Origin of the sequence: Kitasatospora sp. NBC_00070 (assembly GCF_045041205.1) — a bacterium.
In the GTDB taxonomy this organism is placed as follows: domain Bacteria; phylum Actinomycetota; class Actinomycetes; order Streptomycetales; family Streptomycetaceae; genus Kitasatospora.
In genome coordinates, this window is the sequence record NZ_CP108247.1 from 4,072,420 (window position 1) to 4,092,721 (window position 20,302).

General features: G+C 73.6%; 17 protein-coding genes and 1 pseudogene. 12 read left to right on the plus strand and 6 right to left on the minus strand.

The features are described 5' to 3' along the window. The first annotated feature begins 290 nt into the window (after positions 1–290). On the plus strand, positions 291–536 hold the full coding sequence (locus OHV05_RS18895; protein WP_405018732.1) for a hypothetical protein: 246 nt from the start codon (positions 291–293) through the stop codon (positions 534–536). 67 nt (positions 537–603) lie between these two features. On the opposite strand, the gene OHV05_RS18900 is transcribed toward OHV05_RS18895, so the two are convergent. Then, positions 604–1,488, minus strand: coding sequence for a sigma-70 family RNA polymerase sigma factor (locus OHV05_RS18900; RefSeq protein ID WP_405018733.1), 885 nt, complete (start codon positions 1,486–1,488; stop codon positions 604–606). Positions 1,489–1,786: 298 nt separating this feature from the next. Here OHV05_RS18900 and nagB point away from each other — a divergent pair, with 298 nt between their 5' ends. After that, positions 1,787–2,569, plus strand: coding sequence for a glucosamine-6-phosphate deaminase (nagB, locus tag OHV05_RS18905; protein WP_405018734.1), 783 nt, complete (start codon positions 1,787–1,789; stop codon positions 2,567–2,569). A gap of 239 nt (positions 2,570–2,808) precedes the next feature. Here nagB and OHV05_RS18910 read toward each other — a convergent pair. From OHV05_RS18910 to OHV05_RS18920, 3 genes and pseudogenes are all read right to left on the minus strand, one after another. Continuing rightward, a pseudogene (locus OHV05_RS18910) lies at positions 2,809–3,812 on the minus strand (IS5 family transposase). 73 nt (positions 3,813–3,885) lie between these two features. Further along, positions 3,886–4,596, minus strand: a complete 711-nt coding sequence (locus OHV05_RS18915) for an ABC transporter ATP-binding protein (protein WP_405018735.1) — start codon at positions 4,594–4,596, stop codon at positions 3,886–3,888. Continuing rightward, complete coding sequence (locus OHV05_RS18920) at positions 4,593–5,117, minus strand: PadR family transcriptional regulator (RefSeq protein WP_403045218.1); 525 nt, start codon at positions 5,115–5,117, stop codon at positions 4,593–4,595. Before OHV05_RS18920 ends, OHV05_RS18915 begins: the two co-directional genes overlap by 4 nt. 139 nt (positions 5,118–5,256) lie before the next feature. Between OHV05_RS18920 and OHV05_RS18925 the strand changes: the two genes are divergently transcribed. Continuing rightward, on the plus strand, positions 5,257–7,353 hold the full coding sequence (locus OHV05_RS18925; protein WP_405018736.1) for a tetratricopeptide repeat protein: 2,097 nt from the start codon (positions 5,257–5,259) through the stop codon (positions 7,351–7,353). Here the strand turns inward: OHV05_RS18925 and OHV05_RS18930 are convergent. Beyond that, the gene (locus OHV05_RS18930) at positions 7,343–9,058 is read right to left on the minus strand and encodes a hypothetical protein (protein WP_405018737.1); all 1,716 of its coding nucleotides are present in this window, start codon (positions 9,056–9,058) and stop codon (positions 7,343–7,345) included. The genes OHV05_RS18925 and OHV05_RS18930 overlap by 11 nt on opposite strands. A gap of 132 nt (positions 9,059–9,190) precedes the next feature. On the opposite strand from OHV05_RS18930, the gene tsaD reads away from it, so the two are divergent. The 8 genes from tsaD to OHV05_RS18970 all read left to right on the plus strand — a co-directional run bounded on the left by tsaD (position 9,191) and on the right by OHV05_RS18970 (position 18,316). Beyond that, positions 9,191–10,252: a tRNA (adenosine(37)-N6)-threonylcarbamoyltransferase complex transferase subunit TsaD gene (tsaD, locus tag OHV05_RS18935; RefSeq protein ID WP_405018738.1), complete on the plus strand. Its 1,062-nt coding sequence runs from the start codon at positions 9,191–9,193 to the stop codon at positions 10,250–10,252. A 45-nt stretch (positions 10,253–10,297) separates the two neighbouring features. Next, complete coding sequence (locus OHV05_RS18940; protein WP_405018739.1) at positions 10,298–11,407, plus strand: winged helix DNA-binding domain-containing protein; 1,110 nt, start codon at positions 10,298–10,300, stop codon at positions 11,405–11,407. Positions 11,408–11,498: 91 nt separating this feature from the next. Then, a complete protein-coding gene (locus OHV05_RS18945) occupies positions 11,499–12,281 on the plus strand; it encodes a VOC family protein (RefSeq protein WP_405018740.1) in 783 nt (260 codons plus the stop codon). Positions 12,282–12,374: 93 nt separating this feature from the next. Beyond that, positions 12,375–13,121 (plus strand): HAD family hydrolase, encoded by a 747-nt coding sequence (locus OHV05_RS18950; RefSeq protein ID WP_405018741.1) that lies wholly within the window; start codon positions 12,375–12,377, stop codon positions 13,119–13,121. Next, positions 13,118–15,523, plus strand: a complete 2,406-nt coding sequence (locus tag OHV05_RS18955) for a glycoside hydrolase family 65 protein (RefSeq protein ID WP_405018742.1) — start codon at positions 13,118–13,120, stop codon at positions 15,521–15,523. The genes OHV05_RS18950 and OHV05_RS18955 overlap by 4 nt, the downstream gene beginning before the upstream one ends. A gap of 281 nt (positions 15,524–15,804) precedes the next feature. Then, the gene (locus OHV05_RS18960) at positions 15,805–17,517 is read left to right on the plus strand and encodes a pyruvate dehydrogenase (RefSeq protein ID WP_405021494.1); all 1,713 of its coding nucleotides are present in this window, start codon (positions 15,805–15,807) and stop codon (positions 17,515–17,517) included. Positions 17,518–17,575: 58 nt separating this feature from the next. Continuing rightward, positions 17,576–18,160: a helix-turn-helix domain-containing protein gene (locus OHV05_RS18965; protein WP_405018743.1), complete on the plus strand. Its 585-nt coding sequence runs from the start codon at positions 17,576–17,578 to the stop codon at positions 18,158–18,160. 15 nt (positions 18,161–18,175) lie between these two features. Further along, a complete protein-coding gene (locus OHV05_RS18970; protein ID WP_403045245.1) occupies positions 18,176–18,316 on the plus strand; it encodes a DUF6126 family protein in 141 nt (46 codons plus the stop codon). A gap of 16 nt (positions 18,317–18,332) precedes the next feature. On the opposite strand, the gene OHV05_RS18975 is transcribed toward OHV05_RS18970, so the two are convergent. After that, positions 18,333–19,754: a PLP-dependent aminotransferase family protein gene (locus OHV05_RS18975; RefSeq protein WP_405018744.1), complete on the minus strand. Its 1,422-nt coding sequence runs from the start codon at positions 19,752–19,754 to the stop codon at positions 18,333–18,335. Between the two features lie 50 nt (positions 19,755–19,804). On the opposite strand from OHV05_RS18975, the gene OHV05_RS18980 reads away from it, so the two are divergent. Next, the gene (locus OHV05_RS18980) at positions 19,805–20,284 is read left to right on the plus strand and encodes a carboxymuconolactone decarboxylase family protein (protein ID WP_405018745.1); all 480 of its coding nucleotides are present in this window, start codon (positions 19,805–19,807) and stop codon (positions 20,282–20,284) included. Positions 20,285–20,302: the final 18 nt, after the last annotated feature.

A 20,302-nucleotide genomic window follows, 5' to 3' on the forward strand; every position in this document is an offset into this window, starting at 1 on the left:
CTCGGGAAACGGTGGGATGGGTGTGGGTTTCGCCCGAGCCTTGCTTCCCCCCGTGGCGTGTCCGCCTGTTCGGTAGCTCGCTGCTCTGTGCGACAGGAGAAGTCTGGCGTACCGGGGGTCCGGGAAGGGTCCGCCTCCTGTCACAGGCGTGCAACCGTGGTCGGTGCCCGACCGATCCGCGCGGTCGGGGCCCTGGGCACACCCGTACCCGGGTACGGGGGAAAACCCCCCTCGACGGCCGGGGGAGCATCGGATGTCGGCGAACTCCGGTGCTCCGTAACGTTCTCTGCATGACGACGAACCAGAACATTCAGTGGATGCAGCAGGGTGGCGCGGCAATGCTCCTGGCGACGGGACTGCCCGCCGAGCTGGCGGAGATGCTCGCCTCGGAGCGCGCGGAGAGCCTGCGGGACCCGCACCTGCGGTGGTTGCAGCAGGGTGGCGCGGCGATGCTGCTGGCGACCGGGGTGCCCGCGAACCTGGAGAAGGTGCTCATCGGGTCGGACGCCGCCGCCGGCCTGCCGGTCGGACGGTAACTCCCCTCTCCATAAGCCGAGTTACCGTCCGACCGGGGCGATGGGAGCAGCCCACCGCCCCGCCCGTTCAGAGGTCGAGCGCGGTGAGGTCGACCCGGCCGAGGCGTTCGGGGTCGATGAGCACGTCGATCGCGACGGCCAGGCCGTCGACCACCGTGAAGGCCATCACCGAGAACAGCTTGCCGTTGACCACGACGGCCACTCCGGCGGCGCCGTTGATCAGGGCGGGCCGGGCGAACGGGGCCAGCTTGCCGAAGGTGACGGCCTGCGAAGCGACCGTCCGTGCGCCTTCCAGGACCACGCTCTGGCGGGGCCGGTTCGGGCCGCCGTCGGAGCGGAGCACCACGTCGGGGTGCAGGACGGCGACCAGGTCGTCGAACCGCCCGTCGCGGGTGGCGGCGAAGAAGGCGTCGACCACCAGGCGCTGACGGCTCAGGTCGGGATCGGGGGCCGGTGCCCGCCCCTGCACCTTGCGGCGCGCACGGCTGGCCAACTGCCGGACCGCCGCACCGGACTTGTCGAGCATCGGGGCGATCTCGTCGAACGGCACGGCGAACATGTCGTGCAGCACGAAGGCGATCCGCTCGTCCGGGCCGAGGGATTCGAGCACCACCAGCAGGGCCAGTCCCACCGAGTCGGCGAGCAGGACCTGCTGCTCCGGGTCGACGCCGCGCTGGTGACTGACCACCGGGTCGGGGATGCGCAACTCCAGTGGGTCCTCCCGGCGTTGCTCGCGGGAGCGCAGCAGGTTCAGACAGACCCGGGCCACCACCGTGGTCAGCCAGCCGCCGAGGTTCTCGATCTCGCCGGCGCCGGTGCGGTCGAGGCGCAGCCAGCCCTCCTGCACCGCGTCGTCGGCCTCGGCGATCGAGCCGAGCATCCGGTAGGCCACCGCGCGCAGGTGCGGCCGGTGCTCCTCGAAACGTCGGGCCAGCTCCGTGCCGTCGTCCACCGCGTCACTTCCCCTCCGGTGGCGGACCCCCGCCGCCCCCGACTGTTCTACCGGGTGCCCGTCGGCGGCGTGACCCCGGCCACCCGGACCGGGACCGGCGGAGTGCGCCGACACCCCCGGCCCGGCTCCCCTGATGGCCGGACCGGGGTTGCTGTCCCGGGCGACTGCCTGTCGCATTGGTCTCAAGGGCTGGAACGAGTGGGCGCAATCGGGCGGCGGGTCTGCCCCGGTGGCGGTCGGCGCGATAGGCTTGGTTCCGTCTGGTCTAGACCACAGCGCGACTCAGAACGGTGGAGCCATGGAAATCGTCATCGTCCCCGATGCCGCAGCCGGCGGCGAGCTCATCGCCTCGGCGATGGCCGAGCTGGTGACGCGGAAGCCCGATGCGCTGCTCGGGGTGGCAACCGGCTCCACGCCGCTGCCGATCTACCAGGCACTGGCCGCCAAGGTCCGCAGCGGGGCGCTCGACGTCTCGCGGGCCCGGGTCTGCCAGCTGGACGAGTACGTCGGCCTGCCGGCCGGCCACCCGGAGTCGTACCGCTCGGTGGTGCTCCGTGAGGTGATCGAGCCGCTCGGGCTGACCGAGGCGTCCTTCTTCGGTCCGGACGGTGCGGCCGAGGACGTCGCCGCCGAGGCGATCGCGTACGACCACGCGCTGGCCGCCGCCGGCGGCGTGGACCTCCAGCTGCTCGGCATCGGCACCGACGGGCACATCGGCTTCAACGAGCCGTGCTCCTCGCTCGCCTCGCGGACCCGGATCAAGACGCTGACCGAGCAGACCCGGGTCGACAACGCGCGCTTCTTCGACAGCCTCGACCAGGTCCCGCACCACGTCATCACCCAGGGCATCGGCACCATCCTGGAGGCCCGCCATCTGGTGCTGCTGGCCACCGGCGAGGCCAAGGCCGACGCCGTCGCCGCCACCGTCGAGGGCCCGCTGTCCGCGCTGGTCCCGGCCTCGGCCCTGCAGCTGCACCCGCACGCCACCGTGGTGGTGGACGAGGCGGCCGCGTCCGGTCTGAAGCTGGCCGACTACTTCCGCGCCACCTACGCGGCGAAGCCGGCCTGGCAGTCCATCTGATCCGCAGCGTCACGGAACGAGCCGCAGACCCCCGGGGGTCTGCGGCTCGTTCCGTTGTCGGCCCGCACGCGGCTTCCCCCACGGAGCGGGGCGGGCGCCGTCGACAGCCCCGACTCTAGGCGGGACGGTTCGCGCCCGACCGTTCCCTGACGCCCTCCTGGCGGCGCCGGCCGCGATCCTGACGCCCCGTTGACACCCGACGGCCCCTGACGGGGTCTAGGGAGCGTATTTGGTTGTGATCAAGTGGAGCTTCGCGTGAGGTCCTTGATCCAGATAATCGAGGCGCGGAGGTGGAGGCCGGCGAGGTAGCTGCCCGGAGTCTTGTCGTAGCGGGTGGCGATGCCGCGCCACGCCTTCATCCTGTTGATCGCGCGCTCGACGGTGTTCCGCTCCTTGTAGAGGTCGGCGTCGTGGCTGACGGGGCGGCCGCCTCCGGAGCCCTTCTTCTTCCGGTTGGCGGCCTGGTCCTTCTTCTCCGGGATGACCGCCTTGATTCGGCGTTTACGCAGGTGGGCGCGGTTTCCGCGGGACGAGTAGGCCTTGTCCCCGGCGACCGCGTCCGGCCGGGTGCGGGGACGGCCGACGGGCCCGCGCACCCGCACCCTCTTCAGAACGGGGATGAACTGCGGGCTGTCCCCGGCCTGTCCGGCGGTCAGGACAAGTGCAAGCGGACGGCATCCGCGGTCCGCGGCGAGATGAATTTTGCTGGTGAGTCCGCCCCGGGACCTGCCGAGCAGGGCGGCCTTCAGTCGGAGTCCGTGCCGACGCCGGATGCGTCTTCGCTCCTCTCGCGCGGGATCGCTTTCGGCCTCCTGCCCGCTTTGTTCTTCGAGGCCGCCCCCTTTGACCTAGCCTTCTCCTCCTCGGCGGCGGCTTTCTCCAGGGCGGTGACGACGTCCCCGTCGAGGTGCATGCCGGCCGCGTCGTGGTGGGCCCGGGCGGTGGTGGAGTCGATGCTGACCAGGGACAGATCTACCTCACCGCGCTTCGCGGCTTCCGCGATCGTGCCCTCCAGCAGGGCCTCGAAGACCCCGGCGTTGCGCCACTGCCGGAAGCGGTTGTGGACGGTCGACCAGGCGCCGAACTCCGTCGGCATCTCCCGCCACTGCCCGCCCGTCTTGAACCGCCAGATCACACCCTCGAACTGCTGCCGCAGCCGCTCGGGGTACGGGCCGTACTCGCCGATCGGCAGGTACGGCTCGATGAACTCCCACTCATCATCAGTCAGTTGAACTCGCGTCACGCAAGACGGTCTACCGGACCGGGCCGTGCCACGAAGGCACATCCCACAGATTGATCACGACTCGATACGCTCCCTAGCGGGTCACGGTGCGCCCGTCCCGGACCACGACCTCGCGGTCGGCGTACGCCGCGACCCGGGCCTCGTGGGTGACCAGCACCACCGCGGCGCCGGACTCCCGGGCGGCGGCCCGGAGCAGCCGGAGCACCCGTTCGCCGTTCAGCGAGTCCAGCGCACCGGTCGGCTCGTCGGCGAAGACCACCTGCGGGCCGGTCACCAGGGCCCGGGCCAGCGCCACCCGCTGGCCCTGGCCGCCGGAGACGTCGGACGGGTGCTGGGCGGCCGTGCCGGTGACCTCCAGCCGCTCCAACCACTCCCGGGCCAGCCGCTCGGCGGGGCGGCGGCGCAGCCCGTTCAGCCGGAGCGGCAGCGCGACGTTCTCCAAGCAGGTCAACTCCGGGACCAGCTGGCCGAACTGGAACAGGAAGCCGAAGTCGCTGCGGCGCAGCGCGCTGCGCCCGGCGTCGGTGAGCCCGGCCAGCGGGGTGCCCCGGTAGGTCACCTCGCCCGCGTCCGGCCGGACGATCCCGGCCAGGCAGTGCAGCAGGGTGGACTTGCCGGAGCCGGAGGCGCCCATCACGGCGACCAGTTCGCCCGCCTCGACGCTCAGCGAGGCGTCGTGCAGCGCGGCGGTGGCGCCGAACGCCTTCGCCAGGCCGGTCCCGCTGAGCAGCGCGGTCGCCGGCGCGGACCGCTGCCCGGTACGGGCCTCGGCCGGGGCCGTCATCGGCCGACCTGCCCGCGCAGTTCGTCCAGCCGGGCCGCCGTCAGCTCCAGCCAGCGCAGGTCCGCCTCCAGGTGGAACAGCGCGTGGTCGCAGATCAGCTGGTCGGCCAGGTCACCGGAGTCCTTGCGCCGGGTCAGCACCCGCATCTGCCGCAGGTGCTCGGTCCGTTGCAGGTCGAGCACCTCCGCCGCCGGGCGCCCGGTCAGCAGCGCGAGTACCACCTTGGCGTACAGGGTGTTCTGCAGGTACGGCTCCGGGCTCTCGGCCCGGGCCAGCCACTCGCCGACGTCGGTCACCCCGGCCTCGGTGATCGCGTACCGCTTCCGCTCGGGGCCGTCCCCCGGCTCGACGCCCTCCACCTCGACCAGCCCGCTCTTCAGCAGTCGGGACAGCGTCGAGTACACCTGCCCGTAGTGCAGCGACCTGGTGCGGCCGAACTGCTCGTCGTAGGCGCGCTTCAGGTCGTAGCCGTGGCGCGGCTGGGACTCCAGGAGGCCGAGGAGGATCTGACCGAGTGACATGGACGGCACTCTACCCAGGGTGTATATCCGGGGTTCATAGTCGGGCACACCGGGCCGCCGGATCGGGGAACGGACCCCGCCCGGCGACGGCGGCAGGCTACGGTGGGGCCGAAGAGCCGGTCGGACCAGGGGGAGTGGCGTGCTCGATCCGCTGTCGATTTCGGCGGTCACCGCGGTGCTGGGCGCCGTCGGTGCCTCGATGGCCAACGAGGCGGGCAGGTGGGCCTGGGAGTCCGTCGGCGGGCTGACCAGGCGGGCGTTCGGGCGGGAGGTGCCGGCCCCGACCGGGGCGGCCGAGCGCGAGCAGCTGGCCGGGCGCCTGGTGGCGCGGGCCCAGGCCGATCCGGCCTTCGCGCTGGAGCTGTCGGCCTGGCTGAACGGCAACGCCGGGGCCGGTACGTACCGTCCCGCGGTGCCCAGGGCGCTGCCCGCCTCGGTGCGGTTCTTCACCGACCGCAGGGAGGCGCTCAAGCAGCTCGACCAGGAGGCGGACCGGAAGCCGGACGGGCGCCCCCGGGTCGCCGTGCTGCACGGCCCCGAAGGCATCGGCACCAGCACCCTCGCGGTGCACTGGGGTGCCCGGGAGATCCGGCGGTTCCCCGACGGGCAGCTCTATCTCGACCTGCGCGGCGGCGCGTTGGGCACCAGCCCGACCCCGACCGCGCTGCTCCGCCGGCTGCTGCTGGACCTGGGGATGCCCGCCGACACCGTCCCGCTCGGCCTGGACGACCGGCTGACCGCCTACCGGACGGCGCTGGCCGACCGGCGCCTGCTGCTGGTGCTCGACCACGCGCAGTCGGCGGCCCAGGTGCTGCCGTTGGTGACCTCGGCGCCCGGCGTGTGCACCGTCGTGGTGGCCCGTCGTCCGCTCACCGGTCTGGACGCGGTCGGTGTGCCGGTCGGCCCGCTGAGCGGGAAGGACGCCACCCGGCTGCTCACCGAACTGGCGGGCCGTCAGGCGGTCGGGGCGGCGAAGGCCACCCTCCCCGCGCTGCTGGCGCGCTGCGCCGGTTCGCCGTTCGCGCTGCGGGCGGCCGCGCCGTACCTGGCCACGGTGCCCGCGCCCCGGGTCGGGGAGGCGGACGCCGCCCAGGTGGCGGTGGAGGACGCGTACGGGCGGCTGTCCCCGGAGGCGGCCCGGCTGTACCGGCTCGGCGGGCTCCGCCCGTGGGCCGCGATCGGCCCTGAACTCGCGCACGCCGTCGGGGAGTTCGCCGATGCCGGGGAGCTGCTCGCCGAGCTGGCCGAGCAGCGGCTGCTGGAACCGCAGCGGGACGGGCGCTACCGGTACCGCCCGATGGTGCGGGCGCACGCCGAGCAGGCCGCCGTCCGGCAGGACGGCCTGGCGGCCGGGGCGGCGGCGGTCCGCCGGGCGGTGGAGTCACTGCTGCACTTCGCGGTCCGGGCGGATCACGCGGCGCTGCCGCAGCGGTGGCACCTCGGCCCGCTGTACCGGGAGTTGGGGCGCGGTGAGTACGAGAGCCCGGGAGCCGCGGTGGCCGCCCTGAGCGGGGAGCTGGGCAACCTGCTGGAGGCGGTCCGGGCCGCCGGGGAGTTCGGCTGGCACGACCTGGTCTGCCAGCTGGTCGAGGCGCTGTGGGCGCTCCAGCTCAAGGCGGCCGGCCACGACCTGCTGCTGCCCGCGCTCCGGGCGGGCGTCCGGTCGGCCGAGGCGTTCGCCCCCGGGACCGACCTGGCCGGCCGGATGCACACCCAACTCTCCTTCGCGCTGGTCGAGTCGAAGAAGTACGACGAGGCCGAGACCGAGCTGATGGCCGCCGCCGAGGCGGACCGGGCGGCCGGGCACCTGCGCGGGCAGGCCACCGCGGTCGAGTCGCTCGGGCTGCTGCGGCTGCGGCAGTGGCGGTTCACCGAGGCGTACGACTGCTTCGAGGAGGCCGACCGGCTGCTCGGCGGGATCACCGAGGGTGACCGCGGCCGGGCCGACGTGCCTCGGGCCCGGGCGCTGCTGCGGCGGCACCGGGGGCGCGCGCTCGCGAGTGAACCGGCCCGGGCGGTCGAGCAGTTGGAGCTGGCGTTGAGCTGGTTCCGGGAGCACGGCGACGACTACAACACCGCCCGGACGCTGACCAACCTGGCCGAGGCCCGGTTGGCCCAGGGGCGCCCGGCGGAGGCGGCGGTGGCGATCGAGGAGGCGCTGGTGCTGCTCGGGCGGGAGAACGCCGCGCTGCACCTGCCGTTCCTGCACGCGCTGCGCGAGCGGGCTAGCGCCTGAGCTCGGTGACCAGCACGGTGTGGCTGGTGCTGCCGGTGCGGACGCCCAGTGGGCCGGGGGCGGGCCGGGCCAGCAGGGCGGAGGCCCAGGCGGCCGGGTCGGCGCCGCCGTCGGTGGTGGTCAACTCGACCAGCAGGCCGTTGCGGTGCCGGGCCACGCAGTGGTGCGGGCCGGTCACGTAGGCGGCCAGCGAGCAGCCGGGGAAGCGGTCGAGCACCTCGGCGGTCCAGTCGGCGGGCGTCCCGAACCGGGGGTCGTCCGGGGCGCCGTACCGGTAGATCAGGTCGGCCAGGTCGAGCACCTCCCGGTCCAGGGTGTCCTCGTGCACCGCGAGGTGGCCCTCGCCCGGGCCGTCCGGCTCGTACTCGGGGGAGACCGTCCGGTGCAGCTCGACCGCGCCGTGCCGGAGCACCCGGGTGCAGACCCGCAACGGGGCGGTGCGCACGGGCGGTTGGTACGGCGGCAGCGGCAGCCGGTCCAGGAGGGCGGGCGTCCCGGGTTCGGGCAGCCCGATCAGGCGGTAGCAGAGCGCCCGGAGCAGCCCGGCCGCCCGGCCGGGGTCGGAGCTGGTCAGCGCGGCCGGGCCGGGGAACGGCCGGTGCTCGGCCCGGAGCCGGTCCAGCTGCGGCAGCAGGGCGGCGTACGGGTCCAACTGCGGTGCCTTGCGGACGAAGTCGGCCACCGGGCTGTCCGGGCCGAGGGTGTCGAGCGAGGCCGCGCCGAGCAGGACGGGAGTGCCGAGCGCGGCGGCGTAGTAGCTGACCGAGCCGAAGTCGCCGAGCACCGCGTCGGCGGCGAGCAGGGCCTGCCGCCAGTCGTGCACCGGGTCGATCAGGGTCAGCCCGGCCCGCTGCGCGGCGTCCAGCCAGAGCCGGATCTGCCCGGGGCCGTGGCCGTGCCAGATGTTCGGGTGCAGCACGGCGGCCACCCGGTACTCGTCGGCCGGGAGTTCCGCGCGCAGCCGGGGCAGCAGCAGCGGGAGCAGGTCCACCGGGCCGCCGTCGCCGAACAGCGCGTTCGGGTTCCAGGTGGAGTTGAGCAGCAGCAACTGCTGTCCGGGGTGGACGCCGAGGGTGCGGCGGAAGCGCTCGCGGAGCGGACGCTCGCTCAGCAGCCGGTCGTAGCAGGGGTCACCGGCGAGGACCGCCGTCGCGGCGGCCGGCGGGCAGGCGGCCGCGAGGCGTTCGACCTGCTCGGGGTGGGAGAGCACCATCGCGTCCACGAACGGGACGCCGGCCTCGTCCAGCAGCAGCGCCGGGTCGAAGCCGAACACGAACGGCTGGCTGGCTGGCTGGCTGGCTGGCTGGCTGGCTGGCTGGCTGGCTGGCGCGAGTATCTTATTGTACCCGACGCCGTGCGAGAGAACGACCAACTTCCCTTGAATACGGTCGAGTTGGCCGCCGAGGCTGGCCGAGATCGCCAGCGCCACCGGGGTGCCGACCGCCTGCTCCCAGGGCAGCAGCGGCACGCCGACCGCGTCGAACAGCTCCGCCAGGCCGGCCTGGAACGGCGAGGAGCCGGTACAGGTGGCCAGCAGCTGCACCCGCAGGTCGTCGCGGAACAGCGGCACCACGTCCAGCAGCCTGGTCGCGGACGTGACGTTGTGCACGACCAGCAGGACCTTGGTACTGCCGCCCCGGGTCGCCCACCGTGCGGCCTCGTCCCCGACCGGGACCCGCACCCACTCACCCCACCGCTCACCCACCCGTTGAACCTACCGTCGGGAGGGTGGGCCCGGCAGGAGTTCGCCGGGTCGGGCCCCGGCCCGGCGGGCGGTCGGCTTGTTGCACACTATGTGCAGGTACTTTTCCCGAGCAGCAGGTAGTGAGGTTGGGTCATGCCGGAGTCCCCGGTGGTGCTGGGCATCGAGTCGTCCTGCGACGAGACCGGCGCCGGTCTGGTGCGCGACGGCGTGCTGCTCGGGCAGGCCGTGGCGTCCAGCATGGACGAGCACGCCAGGTTCGGCGGCGTGGTGCCGGAGATCGCCGCGCGGGCGCATGTGCACGCCGTCGCCCCGGTGGTCACCGAGGCGTTGCGGCGGGCCGGGCTGACCCTGGCCGACGTCGGGGCGGTGGCCGTGACCACCGGGCCCGGTCTGCCCGGGGCGCTCCAGGTCGGGGTGGCCGCCGCGAAGGGCTACGCGTTCGCGCTCGGGGTGCCGCTCCACGGGGTGCACCACCTGGCCGGGCACGTGGCCGCCGCCGGGCTGGCCGGCGGGCCGCTGCCGAACCCCTGCGTGGTGCTGATCGTCTCCGGCGGCCACACCTCGCTGCTGCTGGTCCGCGACCTGGCGCGGGACCCGATCGTGCACCTCGGCGACACCCTGGACGACGCGGCCGGCGAGTGCTTCGACAAGGTGGCCCGGATCCTCGGCCTGCCCTACCCGGGCGGCCCGGCGATCGACCGCGCCGCCCGGACCGGCGACCGGAAGGCGGTCCGCTTCCCGCGACCGCTGACGGGTGCTCAGGACGCCCCGTACGCGTTCTCGTTCTCCGGCCTGAAGACCGCCGCCGCCCGCTGGGTGGAGGCGCAGCAGGCCCCGCACGTACCGGACGCCGCCGCCGCGCTCCAGGAGGCGGTGGCCGACGTGCTGACCCGCAAGGCCGTCCGGGCCTGCACCGACCACGGCATCACCACCCTGGTGGTGGTCGGCGGGGTGGCGGCCAACTCCCGGGTTCGCGAGCTGGCCGAGCGGCGCTGTGCCTCGGCCGGGATCACCCTGCGGGTGCCGCCACCGGGCCTGTGCACCGACAACGGCGCGATGATCGCCGCGATCGGCGACCTGCTGGTCCGGGCCGGCGCCGAACCGGCCCCGCCGGAGCTGTCGGTCGACCCGTCCGCGCCGCTGGAGTCCGCCGCGCTGGTACCGCTGACGGACCGTCGGGCCAGCGCGGCCTGAGCAGTGCCGCTACGGTCGCTGCAAGGCCGGACCCGAGGGGGAGCGATGACCGTCACGCTGGACAGCAGGGAGCTCAACCGGGCCACGCTGGCCCGCCAGCTGCTGCTGGAGCGCTCGGAACTGACGGTGCCCCAGGCGCTGGAGCGGCTGCTCGGACTGCAGGCGCAGACCCCGCAGACCTGGTACGTCGGGCTGTGGACCAGGCTGGCCGGGTACACCCCCGAGGAGACCTCCGGGCTGCTGGCCGAGGGCGGGCTGCTGCGGATCGCGCTGATGCGCGGCACCATCCACCTGGTCACGGTGGAGGACGCGCTCTGGCTGCGCCCGCTGGTGGAGCCGGTGATCGAGCGGGGCACCCGTGGCGCGTTCGGCCGGAAGCTGGTGGGCCTGGACCTTGCCGAGCTGGCCGCCGTCGGCCGCGCCGCGTTCGCCGAACGGGCGTTGACCTTCGCCGAGTTGGGCAAGCTGCTGACCGAGCACTTCCCGGCGTACGACGGGGCGGCGATGGCCCAGACGGTCCGGGCCGTGGTGCCGCTGGTGCAGGTGCCGCCCCGTGGACTGTGGGGCCGCAGCGGCCCGGTGGCGCACCTCCCGGTCGAGCAGTGGCCCGGCCGGGAGCTCGAACCGGCACCCGACGTCGAGCAGTTGGTGCTCCGGCAGCTGGCCGGCTTCGGCCCGTGCACGGTGCGGGACATCCAGCAGTGGAGCGGCCTGACCCGGCTGGCCGAGGTGCTGGACCGGCTCCGCCCGCAGCTGGTGGTGTTCCGGGACGAGCAGGGCCGGGAGCTGTTCGACCTGCCCGACGCGCCCCGCCCGCCCGCCGACACCCCGGCCCCGGTGCGCTACTTGTACGACTTCGACAACCTGCTGCTCTCGCACGCCGACCGCGGCCGGGTGCTCACCGTCGACTTCGCCGACCAGGGCTTCGCCGGCGTCAACGAGATGCCGCGCTCGGTCCTGGTGGACGGCTTCGTGGCCGCCACCTGGCGCCACGCGGCGGCCAAGGGCGAGGCGGTGCTGACGGCCCGCCCGTTCCGGCGGCTCACCCCGGCGGAGCGGGACGGTCTGGTGACCGAGGGCGAGCTGCTGAGCCGTTTCCTGGCCCCGAAGGCCGCCCGTCACGAGGTCCGGATCACCGCACCCGAGCCCGGCTGAGCCGGGCCCGGCCCGGCCGCCGCTCCGGTGGCGGGATGCCGCCCGGCCGGTGAGGGTGGGCGGCGGGGGCCGGTTCGATGGGAGATGACGCATGGTCGAGGTGACCGAACCCTATGCGGTGGGCACGCCGTGCTGGGTGGATCTGAACGCGCGCGACCAGCAGGCCGCACTGGACTTCTACAAGGACCTGTTCGGCTGGCAGGGCGAGATCGGACCGCAGGAGTTCGGCGGGTACGCGATCTGCGCGAAGAACGACAAGCCGGTGGCCGGGATCATGGGTCCGGTGGACGTGGAGCCGGGGCAGCCGCAGGTGCCGTCCAACTGGACCACCTACCTGAGCACCGACGACGCGGACGCCACGCTGACCGCGATCGGCGACAACGGGGGCACCGTACTGCTGCCCGTGATGACCGTCGGCAGCACCGGGAAGATGCTGGTGGCGGCCGACCCGAGCGGCGCGGTGTTCGGGGTCTGGCAACCGCTGGACTTCTTCGGCGCCCAGCTGGTGAACGAGGCCGGCGCGGTGGTCTGGAACGAGCTGCACACCAGCGCCCCCGGCGCGGTGGGCGCGTTCTACGACGCCGTGTTCGGGGCCAGGATCGCCCCGATGGAGCAGATGCCCGAGTACCTGTCGTACAACGTGGCCGGCCGGGGCGTCGCCGGGGTGCTCGACCTGGCGAACGACCCGCCCGGCACGCCGCCGCACTGGCGCACCTACTTCGCCGTGGACGACGTGGACAGCACGGTGGACGCCCTGGTCCGGGCGGGCGGGAACCTGCTGGACCCGCCGACCGACCAGCCCTGGGGCCGGGTCGCCCTGGTCCAGGACCTGGACGGTGCGGTCTTCTCGTTGATCACGCCCGTCCCGATGTGACGGCAGCGGCTTTACCGGGACCGCCCGTTCGCGACGCGCCAGACACGCTGCGAATGGGCGGTTTCGGCGCTCCGGAGGACCAGACTGATAGTCATGCTGGGGCTCCCGGACCATATCGAAGCGTTCCTGTTCGACCTCGACGGCGTACTGACGCAGACCGCCAAGGTGCACGCGGCCGCCTGGAAGGACATGTTCGACACCTTCCTCAGAGCGGAGACCGGCTCCGGGTTCGCCCCGTTCGAGCCGACCGACTACGACGAGTACGTGGACGGCAGGCCGCGGCTGGACGGCACCCGGACCTTCCTGGCCTCGCGCGGCATCACGCTGCCCGAGGGCACCCCTGACGACCCGCCGGGGACCAGGACGGTGCAGGGGCTGAGCAACGCCAAGAACGACACCGTGCTGCGGATGATCCGGGAGCGGGGCGTCCAGCCGTACCCCGGTTCGGTGGCCTACCTGCACCGGCTGCGGGAGCTCGGCCTGCCCCGCGCGGTGGTCTCCTCCAGCGCCAACTGCCGGGACGTGCTGCGCGCGGCCGGGATCGACGACCTGTTCGACGTGGTGATCGACGGGCTGGTGGCGAGCCGGGAGAAGCTGCCCGGCAAGCCCGCCCCGGACACCTACCTGGCCGCGGCCCGGGCGCTCGGCGTCGAACCCGCGCACGCCGCCGTGTTCGAGGACGCCCTGGCGGGCGTCGCCTCCGGCCGGGCTGGCGGCTTCGGCACGGTGGTCGGGGTGAACCGGACCGGGCAGGCCGAGGCGCTCCGGGAGCACGGCGCCGACCTGGTGGTGGACGATCTCGCCGAACTGATCGACGGCCGGCCGGAGGACACCCGATGAGCCCGCAGACCACCTTCAGCGTCGACCCCTGGGGCGTCACCGAGCAGGGCCTCGACCTGGCCGGCCTGGCCAGGTCCGAGTCGGTCTTCGCGCTCTCCAACGGTCACATCGGCCTGCGCGCCAACCTGGACGAGGGCGAGCCGCACGGCCTGCCGGGCACCTATCTGAACGGCGTCTTCGAGCTCCGCCCGCTGCCCTACGCGGAGGGCGGTTACGGCTACCCGGAGTCCGGCCAGAGCGTCATCAACGTCACCAACGGCAAGATCATCCGACTGCTGGTGGACGACGAGCCGTTCGACCTCAGGTACGGCGAACTCCTGCACCACCAGCGGAGGCTGGACTTCCGGGAGGGCCTGCTCCGGCGGGACGCGGAGTGGACCTCGCCGGCCGGCCGGACGGTCAAGGTGTCCTCCACCCGGCTGGTCTCGCTCACCCAGCGGGCGATCGCGGCGGTGGACTACCGGGTGACCGCCGTGGACGGGCCGATCCGGGTGGTGCTGCAGTCCGAACTGGTGGCCAACGAGCAGCTGCCGGGCGGGGGCGAGGCGGACCCCCGGGCCGCCGCCGTGCTGGAGGCCCCGCTGGTGGCCGAGGCCGGGCTGGCCGCCGGCACCAAGGCGGTGCTGGTGCACCGGACCAGGTACAGCGGCCAGCGGGTGGCGGTCGGGATGGACCACCTGATCGAGGGCCCGGACGGCTTCCACGTCACCGCCGAGTGCACCGAGGACCAGGGCCGGATCAGCGTCACCACGGTGCTGCACCCGGGCGAGGAGCTGCGGCTCACCAAGTTCACCGCGTACGGCTGGTCGGCCACCCGCTCGCTGCCCGCCGTCCGGGACCAGGTGGAGGCCGCGCTGACCGCCGCCCGGTACACCGGCTGGAACGGCCTGGTGGCCGAACAGCGGGAGTTCCTCAAGGAGTTCTGGGAGACCAGCGACGTCCAGATCGACGGCGACGTGGAGCTCCAGCAGGCCGTCAGGTTCGCGCTCTTCCACGTGCTCCAGGCCGGCGCCCGGAGTGAGGAACGGGCCATCCCCGCGAAGGGGTTGACCGGCCCCGGCTACGACGGCCACAGCTTCTGGGACACCGAGACCTTCGTGCTCCCGGTGCTCACCTACTGCCTGCCGGACGCGGTCAAGCAGGCCCTCCGCTGGCGGCACACCACCCTCCCGCTGGCCCGCGAACGGGCGGCCCAACTCGGCCTGGCCGGTGCGGTGTTCCCCTGGCGGACGATCCGGGGCGAGGAGTGCTCGGGCTACTGGCCGGCCGGGACGGCCGCGTTCCACATCGGCGCCGACATCGCGGTGGCGGCGGCCCGGTACGTCCGGGCCACCGGCGACGTGGAGTTCGAGCGGGAGTACGGCCTCGAACTGCTGGTGGAGACCGCCCGGATGTGGCGCTCGCTCGGCCACCACGACGCGGCCGGCCGGTTCCGGATCGAGGGCGTCACCGGGCCGGACGAGTACAGCGCGGTGGCCGACAACAACGTCTTCACCAACCTGATGGCGCAGACCAACCTGCGGGCCGCCGCCGAGGCCGCCGCCCGGCACCAGCCGACCGCCGCCGCGCTCGGCGTCGACACCGAGGAGACCGCCGCCTGGCGGGACGCCGCCCGGGCGATGTACGTCCCGTACGACGAGAAGCTCGGGGTGCACCCGCAGGCCGACGGCTTCACCGACCACCAGTTCTGGGACTTCGAGGCCACCCCGCCGGAGAAGTACCCGCTGCTGCTGCACTACCCCTACTTCGACCTGTACCGGAAGCAGGTGGTCAAGCAGGCCGACCTGGTGCTGGCCATGCAGGTGCGCGGCGACGCCTTCACCGACGAGCAGAAGGCCCGCAACTTCGCCTACTACGAGCGCCTGACGGTCCGGGACTCCTCGCTCTCCGCCTGCACCCAGGCGGTGATCGCGGCCGAGGTGGGCCAGCTCGACCTGGCCTACGACTACACCGCCGAAGCCGCCCTGATGGACCTGCACGACCTCGGCGGCAACACCAGGGACGGCCTGCACATGGCCTCGCTGGCCGGGGCCTGCCTGGCCCTGGTGGCCGGCTTCGGCGGCCTGCGGGACAACGCCGAGCACCTGTCGTTCCGGCCCCGGCTGCCCGCCGGGCTGCGGCGGCTCGCCTTCGCGATGAAGACCCGGGGCAACCTGCTGCACGTGGAGATCACCCACGCCCGGACCACCTACACCCTCCGCCGCGGCACCTCGATCACCGTCCTGCACGAGGGCGAACCGCTCCGGATCGAGCCCGGCCGCCCGGCCTCCCGCCCGATGGTCGTCCCGGAGACGCCCGAGCGCTGCCTCCAGCCGCCCGGCCGCGAGCCGGCCCGCCGCCAGCAACAGCCGGGCCCCTCCGTCGGCAGCGGAGCGGAACCGCCGCACCTGGCCGCCGAATAGGCCGACCCCGGCCTGGGGTTGAGCTCTGGGCAGGTGCTCCGGGTCTACGGTCCAGGGGCTCGGGGCTCTGCTGATGTGCGGCTCCGCCGCGTGGGCGAGGAGATCTGGCGTGCGGGTCACTGCGAAAGTGCCTGACCGGCTACGCAACGGTGACCTTGCAAGGGCCGGCGTCGCAGTTCCCCGAGCCCCTGGACTCTTCCGAGCCACCTGCCGACAGTCGAGCCCGTGTCTTCCGAGTGCCAAGAGTGAGAGGTGGAACCGTGGTCAGCGTGGCCGAGCAGATGGTCGAGGTACTCCGGCAGGCCGGGGTGGAGCGGGTCTACGGGGTGGTGGGGGACAGCCTCAACCCCGTGGTGGACGCCATCCGGCGGACGGACGGGATCGAGTGGGTGCACGTCAGGAACGAGGAGGCGGGCGCCTTCGCGGCGGCCGCCGACGCCGAACTGACGGGCCGTCTGGCGGTCTGTGCGGGCTCCTGCGGCCCCGGCAACACCCACCTGGTCCAGGGGCTGTACGACGCCCAGCGCAGCGGTCTCCCGGTGCTCGCGCTGGCCTCGCACATCCCGAGCGCCCAGATCGGCACCGGCTTCTTCCAGGAGACCCACCCGGAGCGGGTGTTCGTGGACTGCAGCAGCTGGTGCGAGATGGTCTCCACCCCGGCCCAGCTGCCGCGCCTGCTCCGGGTCGCGGTGCAGCACGCGCTCGGCGCCCGGGGCGTCTCGACCCTGGTCTTCCCCGGCGACGTGGCCGCGCTGCCCGCCGCGAACCCGACCGGGACCGGCAGCTTCCTGACCGAGCAGGCGGTCGCCGCCCCGCCGTGGTCCCAGGTGCAGGCGCTGGCCGAACGGCTGAACGCGGCCGAGCGGGTCGCGCTGTTCTGCGGCGCGGGGGTCCGCGCGGCGCACGGCGAGGTGATGGAGCTGGCCGGGCGGGTGCTGGCCCCGATCGGGCACTCGCTGCGCGGCAAGGAGTGGATCCAGTACGACAACCCGTACGACGTCGGGATGAGCGGGCTGCTCGGCTACGGCGCCTGCCACGAGGCGCTGCACGAGGCCGACCTGGTGGTGCTGCTGGGTACCGACTTCCCGTACGACTCGTTCCTGCCGGGTGCCAACACCGTCCAGGTCGACCACGACGCGACCCGGCTGGGGCGCCGGACGCCGCTGGAGCTGGCGGTGCACGGGGACGTCGCGGCCACCCTGCGGGCGGTGCTGCCGCTGCTGGAGCAGAAGACCGACCGGTCCTTCCTGGACGGACTGCTGGCCAAGCACTGCAAGGCACTCGAAGAGGTGGTCGGGGCCTACACCAAGAAGATCGAGAAGCACGTCCCGATCCACCCGGAGTACGTCGCCTCGGTGCTGGACGAACTCGCGGCCGAGGACGCGGTGTTCACCGTGGACACCGGGATGAACAACGTCTGGGCGGCCCGCTACCTGTCGCCGAACGGGCGGCGGCGGGTGATCGGTTCGTTCCTGCACGGGTCGATGGCGAACGCGCTGCCGCACGCGATCGGGGCCCAACTGGCCGCGCCGGGGCGGCAGGTGATCTCGATGTCGGGGGACGGCGGGATCGGCATGCTGCTGGGCGAGCTGCTGACCGTGGCGAAGTACCGGCTGCCGGTCAAGATCGTGGTGTTCAACAACGGGGCGCTCGGCATGATCAAGCTGGAGATGCTGGTCAGCGGCTATCCCGAGGCCGAGATCGACAACGGCGACGTGGACTACGCGGCGCTGGCCCGGGCGGTCGGGCTGCCCGCCGAGCGGGTCACCGACCCGGCGAAGGTGCGGGAGGTGCTGGCCGGGGCGCTGGAGCGGCCGGGCCCGGTGCTGGTGGACGTGGTCACCGACCCGAACGCGCTCTCCATCCCGCCGCACATCACCGCCGCCCAGCTGAAGGGTTTCGCGCTGGCGGCCGGGCGGACGGTGCTCTCCGGCGGGGTGGGCCGGATGATCGACCTGGCCCGGAGCAACCTGCGGAACATCCCCCGGCCGTAGCTTTTGCCTCAGAGGCAAACTGCTTGCCGCTGAGGCACGGCGGGTGTGAACTGGGCCCATGAACGTGGACCAGGAGGTCGAGGGCCTCGGCGCCCGACTCCGTGAACACCGCTCGGCCAGCCGGCTCACCCTGGAGGCGGCGGCCGGTCGGGTCGGGCTCTCCCCAGCCTATCTCTCCCGCCTGGAGACCGGTCTGCGGCAGCCCTCGCTGCCGGTCCTGCTCGGCCTGGCCCGGGCCTACGGCACCACCGTCTCCGACCTGCTCGGCGAGCAGCCGGGCGAGCCGGAGCCGGTGATCCGGGGTGGCGTCATCGAGCCGGACCGCGCGGGCGGCTGGGGCTACCGCCGGGCGGGCGCGCCGGGGCGCGCGCTCCAGGCGCTGCACGTCCAGGTGCCGCCCGGACTGCAGGACGCCGTGGTGCGGGTGCACCCGGGGGAGGAGTGGCTGTACGTCACCCGGGGCCGCCTGCGGCTCACCCTCGGGGAGCAGAACCACCTGCTGGACCCGGGCGACTCGGCCCACTTCGACTCGCTCACCCCGCACTGCATCGCGGCCGAGTCGCCCGACGGCGTCGAGCTGCTGTTCCTGCACACCCTGCTCCAGAGCCCCGGCAGCAACCTCTGCCTCGGCAACCCGCACTGAGAAGGGACACCCGTCATGGCCAAGCTCACCACCACCAACGACGCCGGCCGTCGCACGGACCGCCGGGTGCTCAAGCGGGTCCTGATCTACATGGTCGCCACCCACGTCTTCCTGGGGTTCATGGCGCTGCTCTTCGAGATCGGCGGGCGGGCCTGACCCGGCTGACGCCGGGTCAGAGGGTGGCCAGCGTGCAGAGCGCCTCCAGTGCCCCGGGCCAGGCCCGTTCGGGCGGGGTGCCGTAGCCGATCACCAGGGCGGACGGGGCGTCCGGGGCAGGTCCTGCGGAGTCCGCCCGGCAGCCCGACATGGTGTTCAGCGCGAGGCCCAACCAGCCTGCGTGGCGCAGCAGTTCGGCGTCGCTGAGCGACCCGGCGGGCAACTCCAGGACCGCGTGCAGCCCGGCCGCGATCCCGGTCACCCGGACCTCGGGCGCCCGTTCGGCCAGGGTGGCGATCAACTGGTCCCGGCGGCGCCGGTAGTGCAGCCGGCAGCGCCGGACGTGCCGGTCGAAGCCGCCCGAGGTGATCAGCTCGGCCAGCGTCAGCTGGTCCATCACCCCGGACTGCCCGTCGGCCAACTCCTTCTGCCGCATCACCGGTTCGACCAGTGCGGCGGGCAGCACGAGCCAGCCGAGCCGCAGCCCGGGGGCCAGGCTCTTGCTGGCGGTGCCCGCGTAGACCACCCGCTCCGGGTCCAGCGCCTGCATCGCCCCGATCGGCTGCCGGTCGTACCTGAACTCGCCGTCGTAGTCGTCCTCGATCACGACCCCGCCGGTCTCCCGGGCCCAGCTCACCGCCGCCGCCCGGCGGTTGGCCCGCAGCGGTACCCCGGTCGGGAACTGGTGCGCCGAGGTCAGCACCACCGCCCCGGCGTCCAGCCCGCCGAGCAGCTCGGTCCTGGCGCCGCCGCCGTCCAGCGGCAGCGGCACGGTGGCCAGCCCGGCGGCGGTGATCACGGCCTGCTGCGGCGGCAGCCCGTACTCCTCCACCGCGACCGCGCCGACCCCGCGCTCGCGCAGTGCGGCGCAGAGCAGCGCTAGCCCCTGGGTGTAGCCGGCGCAGACCAGGATCCGTTCCGGGTCGGTACGCACCCCGCGCACCCGCGCGAGGTAGTCGGCGAGCGCCCGGCGCAGTTCGATCCGCCCGCGCGGGTCCGAGTACCCGAGCGCCTCGTGCGGTGCCACCGAGAGCGCCCGACGGGCGGCGGCCAGCCAGGCGGTCCGGGGGAAGAGGGCCAGATCCGGCCGACCCGGCATCAGGTCGAACCGCACGGCCGGTGTCCGCTGCGGCGTCCGCGGCGCGGAGGCCGCCGAGGCCGTCCCGCGCTCCGCCACCACCGTCCCCGACCCCTGACGCGCGGTCAGCCAGCCCTCCGCCGTCAGCAGCGCGTACGCCTCCGCCACGGTGTTCCGGGCGATCCCCAGATCCGCCGCCAGCACCCGCGAGGACGGCAGCCTGGTCCCCGCCGCGAGCCGCCCGTCCCGGGCGGCGGCCCGCAGCGCGTCCTCCAGCGCGGCCCGCAGCCCGAGCCCCCGGGCCCGTCCGGCGGAGAGGTCCAGATGCAGGTCGCCACCGAAAGTGGCCCAGGATTCCATCGCCCCAATGAACCATGGGAGCGGGCCGCTGCGCACCTAGGCTGAGGATCATGACGAACGCACCGAAGGACTACGTGGCCGCCCCCGAGCAGCGCTTCTCGATGCCCGAGCTCTCCCCCGAGTGGTACCGGGCGATGATCGCCCTGGACGCCGCCTCCCGCCCGCTGGTGGACCCGGTGATCGGGGAACTGGTGCGGACGCTGGCCTCGTCCATCAACGGCTGTGCCTACTGCCTGGACATGCACACCGCGGACGCCCGGAAGGCCGGCGAGCAGGAGCACCGGCTGTACGCGCTGCCGGCCTGGCGGGAGACGCCGTACTTCACGGCGAAGGAGCGCGCGGCCCTGGCCCTGACCGAGTCGGTCACCCGGCTGAGCGAGGGTCACGTCCCGGACGACGTCTACGAGGAGGCGGCCAAGCAGTTCTCGCCGAACGAGCTCGCCCAGCTGCTCGCGGTGATCATCTCGATCAACTCCTGGAACCGGATCGGCGTCACCTGCCGCCTCAGCCCGGCCCCCAAGCAGAACTGATCCGTTCAGGTCCGAAAA

Coding starts and splice junctions, on each gene's coding strand:
- OHV05_RS18950 (WP_405018741.1), top strand. CDS start 12,375: ATGCTGGGGCTCCCGGACCATATCGAAGCGTTCCTGTTCGACCTCGAC.
- OHV05_RS18945 (WP_405018740.1), top strand. CDS start 11,499: ATGGTCGAGGTGACCGAACCCTATGCGGTGGGCACGCCGTGCTGGGTG.
- OHV05_RS18940 (WP_405018739.1), top strand. CDS start 10,298: ATGACCGTCACGCTGGACAGCAGGGAGCTCAACCGGGCCACGCTGGCC.
- OHV05_RS18920 (WP_403045218.1), bottom strand. CDS start 5,117: ATGTCACTCGGTCAGATCCTCCTCGGCCTCCTGGAGTCCCAGCCGCGC.
- OHV05_RS18980 (WP_405018745.1), top strand. CDS start 19,805: ATGACGAACGCACCGAAGGACTACGTGGCCGCCCCCGAGCAGCGCTTC.
- OHV05_RS18895 (WP_405018732.1), top strand. CDS start 291: ATGACGACGAACCAGAACATTCAGTGGATGCAGCAGGGTGGCGCGGCA.
- OHV05_RS18965 (WP_405018743.1), top strand. CDS start 17,576: ATGAACGTGGACCAGGAGGTCGAGGGCCTCGGCGCCCGACTCCGTGAA.
- OHV05_RS18975 (WP_405018744.1), bottom strand. CDS start 19,754: ATGGAATCCTGGGCCACTTTCGGTGGCGACCTGCATCTGGACCTCTCC.
- OHV05_RS18970 (WP_403045245.1), top strand. CDS start 18,176: ATGGCCAAGCTCACCACCACCAACGACGCCGGCCGTCGCACGGACCGC.
- nagB (WP_405018734.1), top strand. CDS start 1,787: ATGGAAATCGTCATCGTCCCCGATGCCGCAGCCGGCGGCGAGCTCATC.
- tsaD (WP_405018738.1), top strand. CDS start 9,191: ATGCCGGAGTCCCCGGTGGTGCTGGGCATCGAGTCGTCCTGCGACGAG.
- OHV05_RS18955 (WP_405018742.1), top strand. CDS start 13,118: ATGAGCCCGCAGACCACCTTCAGCGTCGACCCCTGGGGCGTCACCGAG.
- OHV05_RS18960 (WP_405021494.1), top strand. CDS start 15,805: ATGGTCGAGGTACTCCGGCAGGCCGGGGTGGAGCGGGTCTACGGGGTG.
- OHV05_RS18915 (WP_405018735.1), bottom strand. CDS start 4,596: ATGACGGCCCCGGCCGAGGCCCGTACCGGGCAGCGGTCCGCGCCGGCG.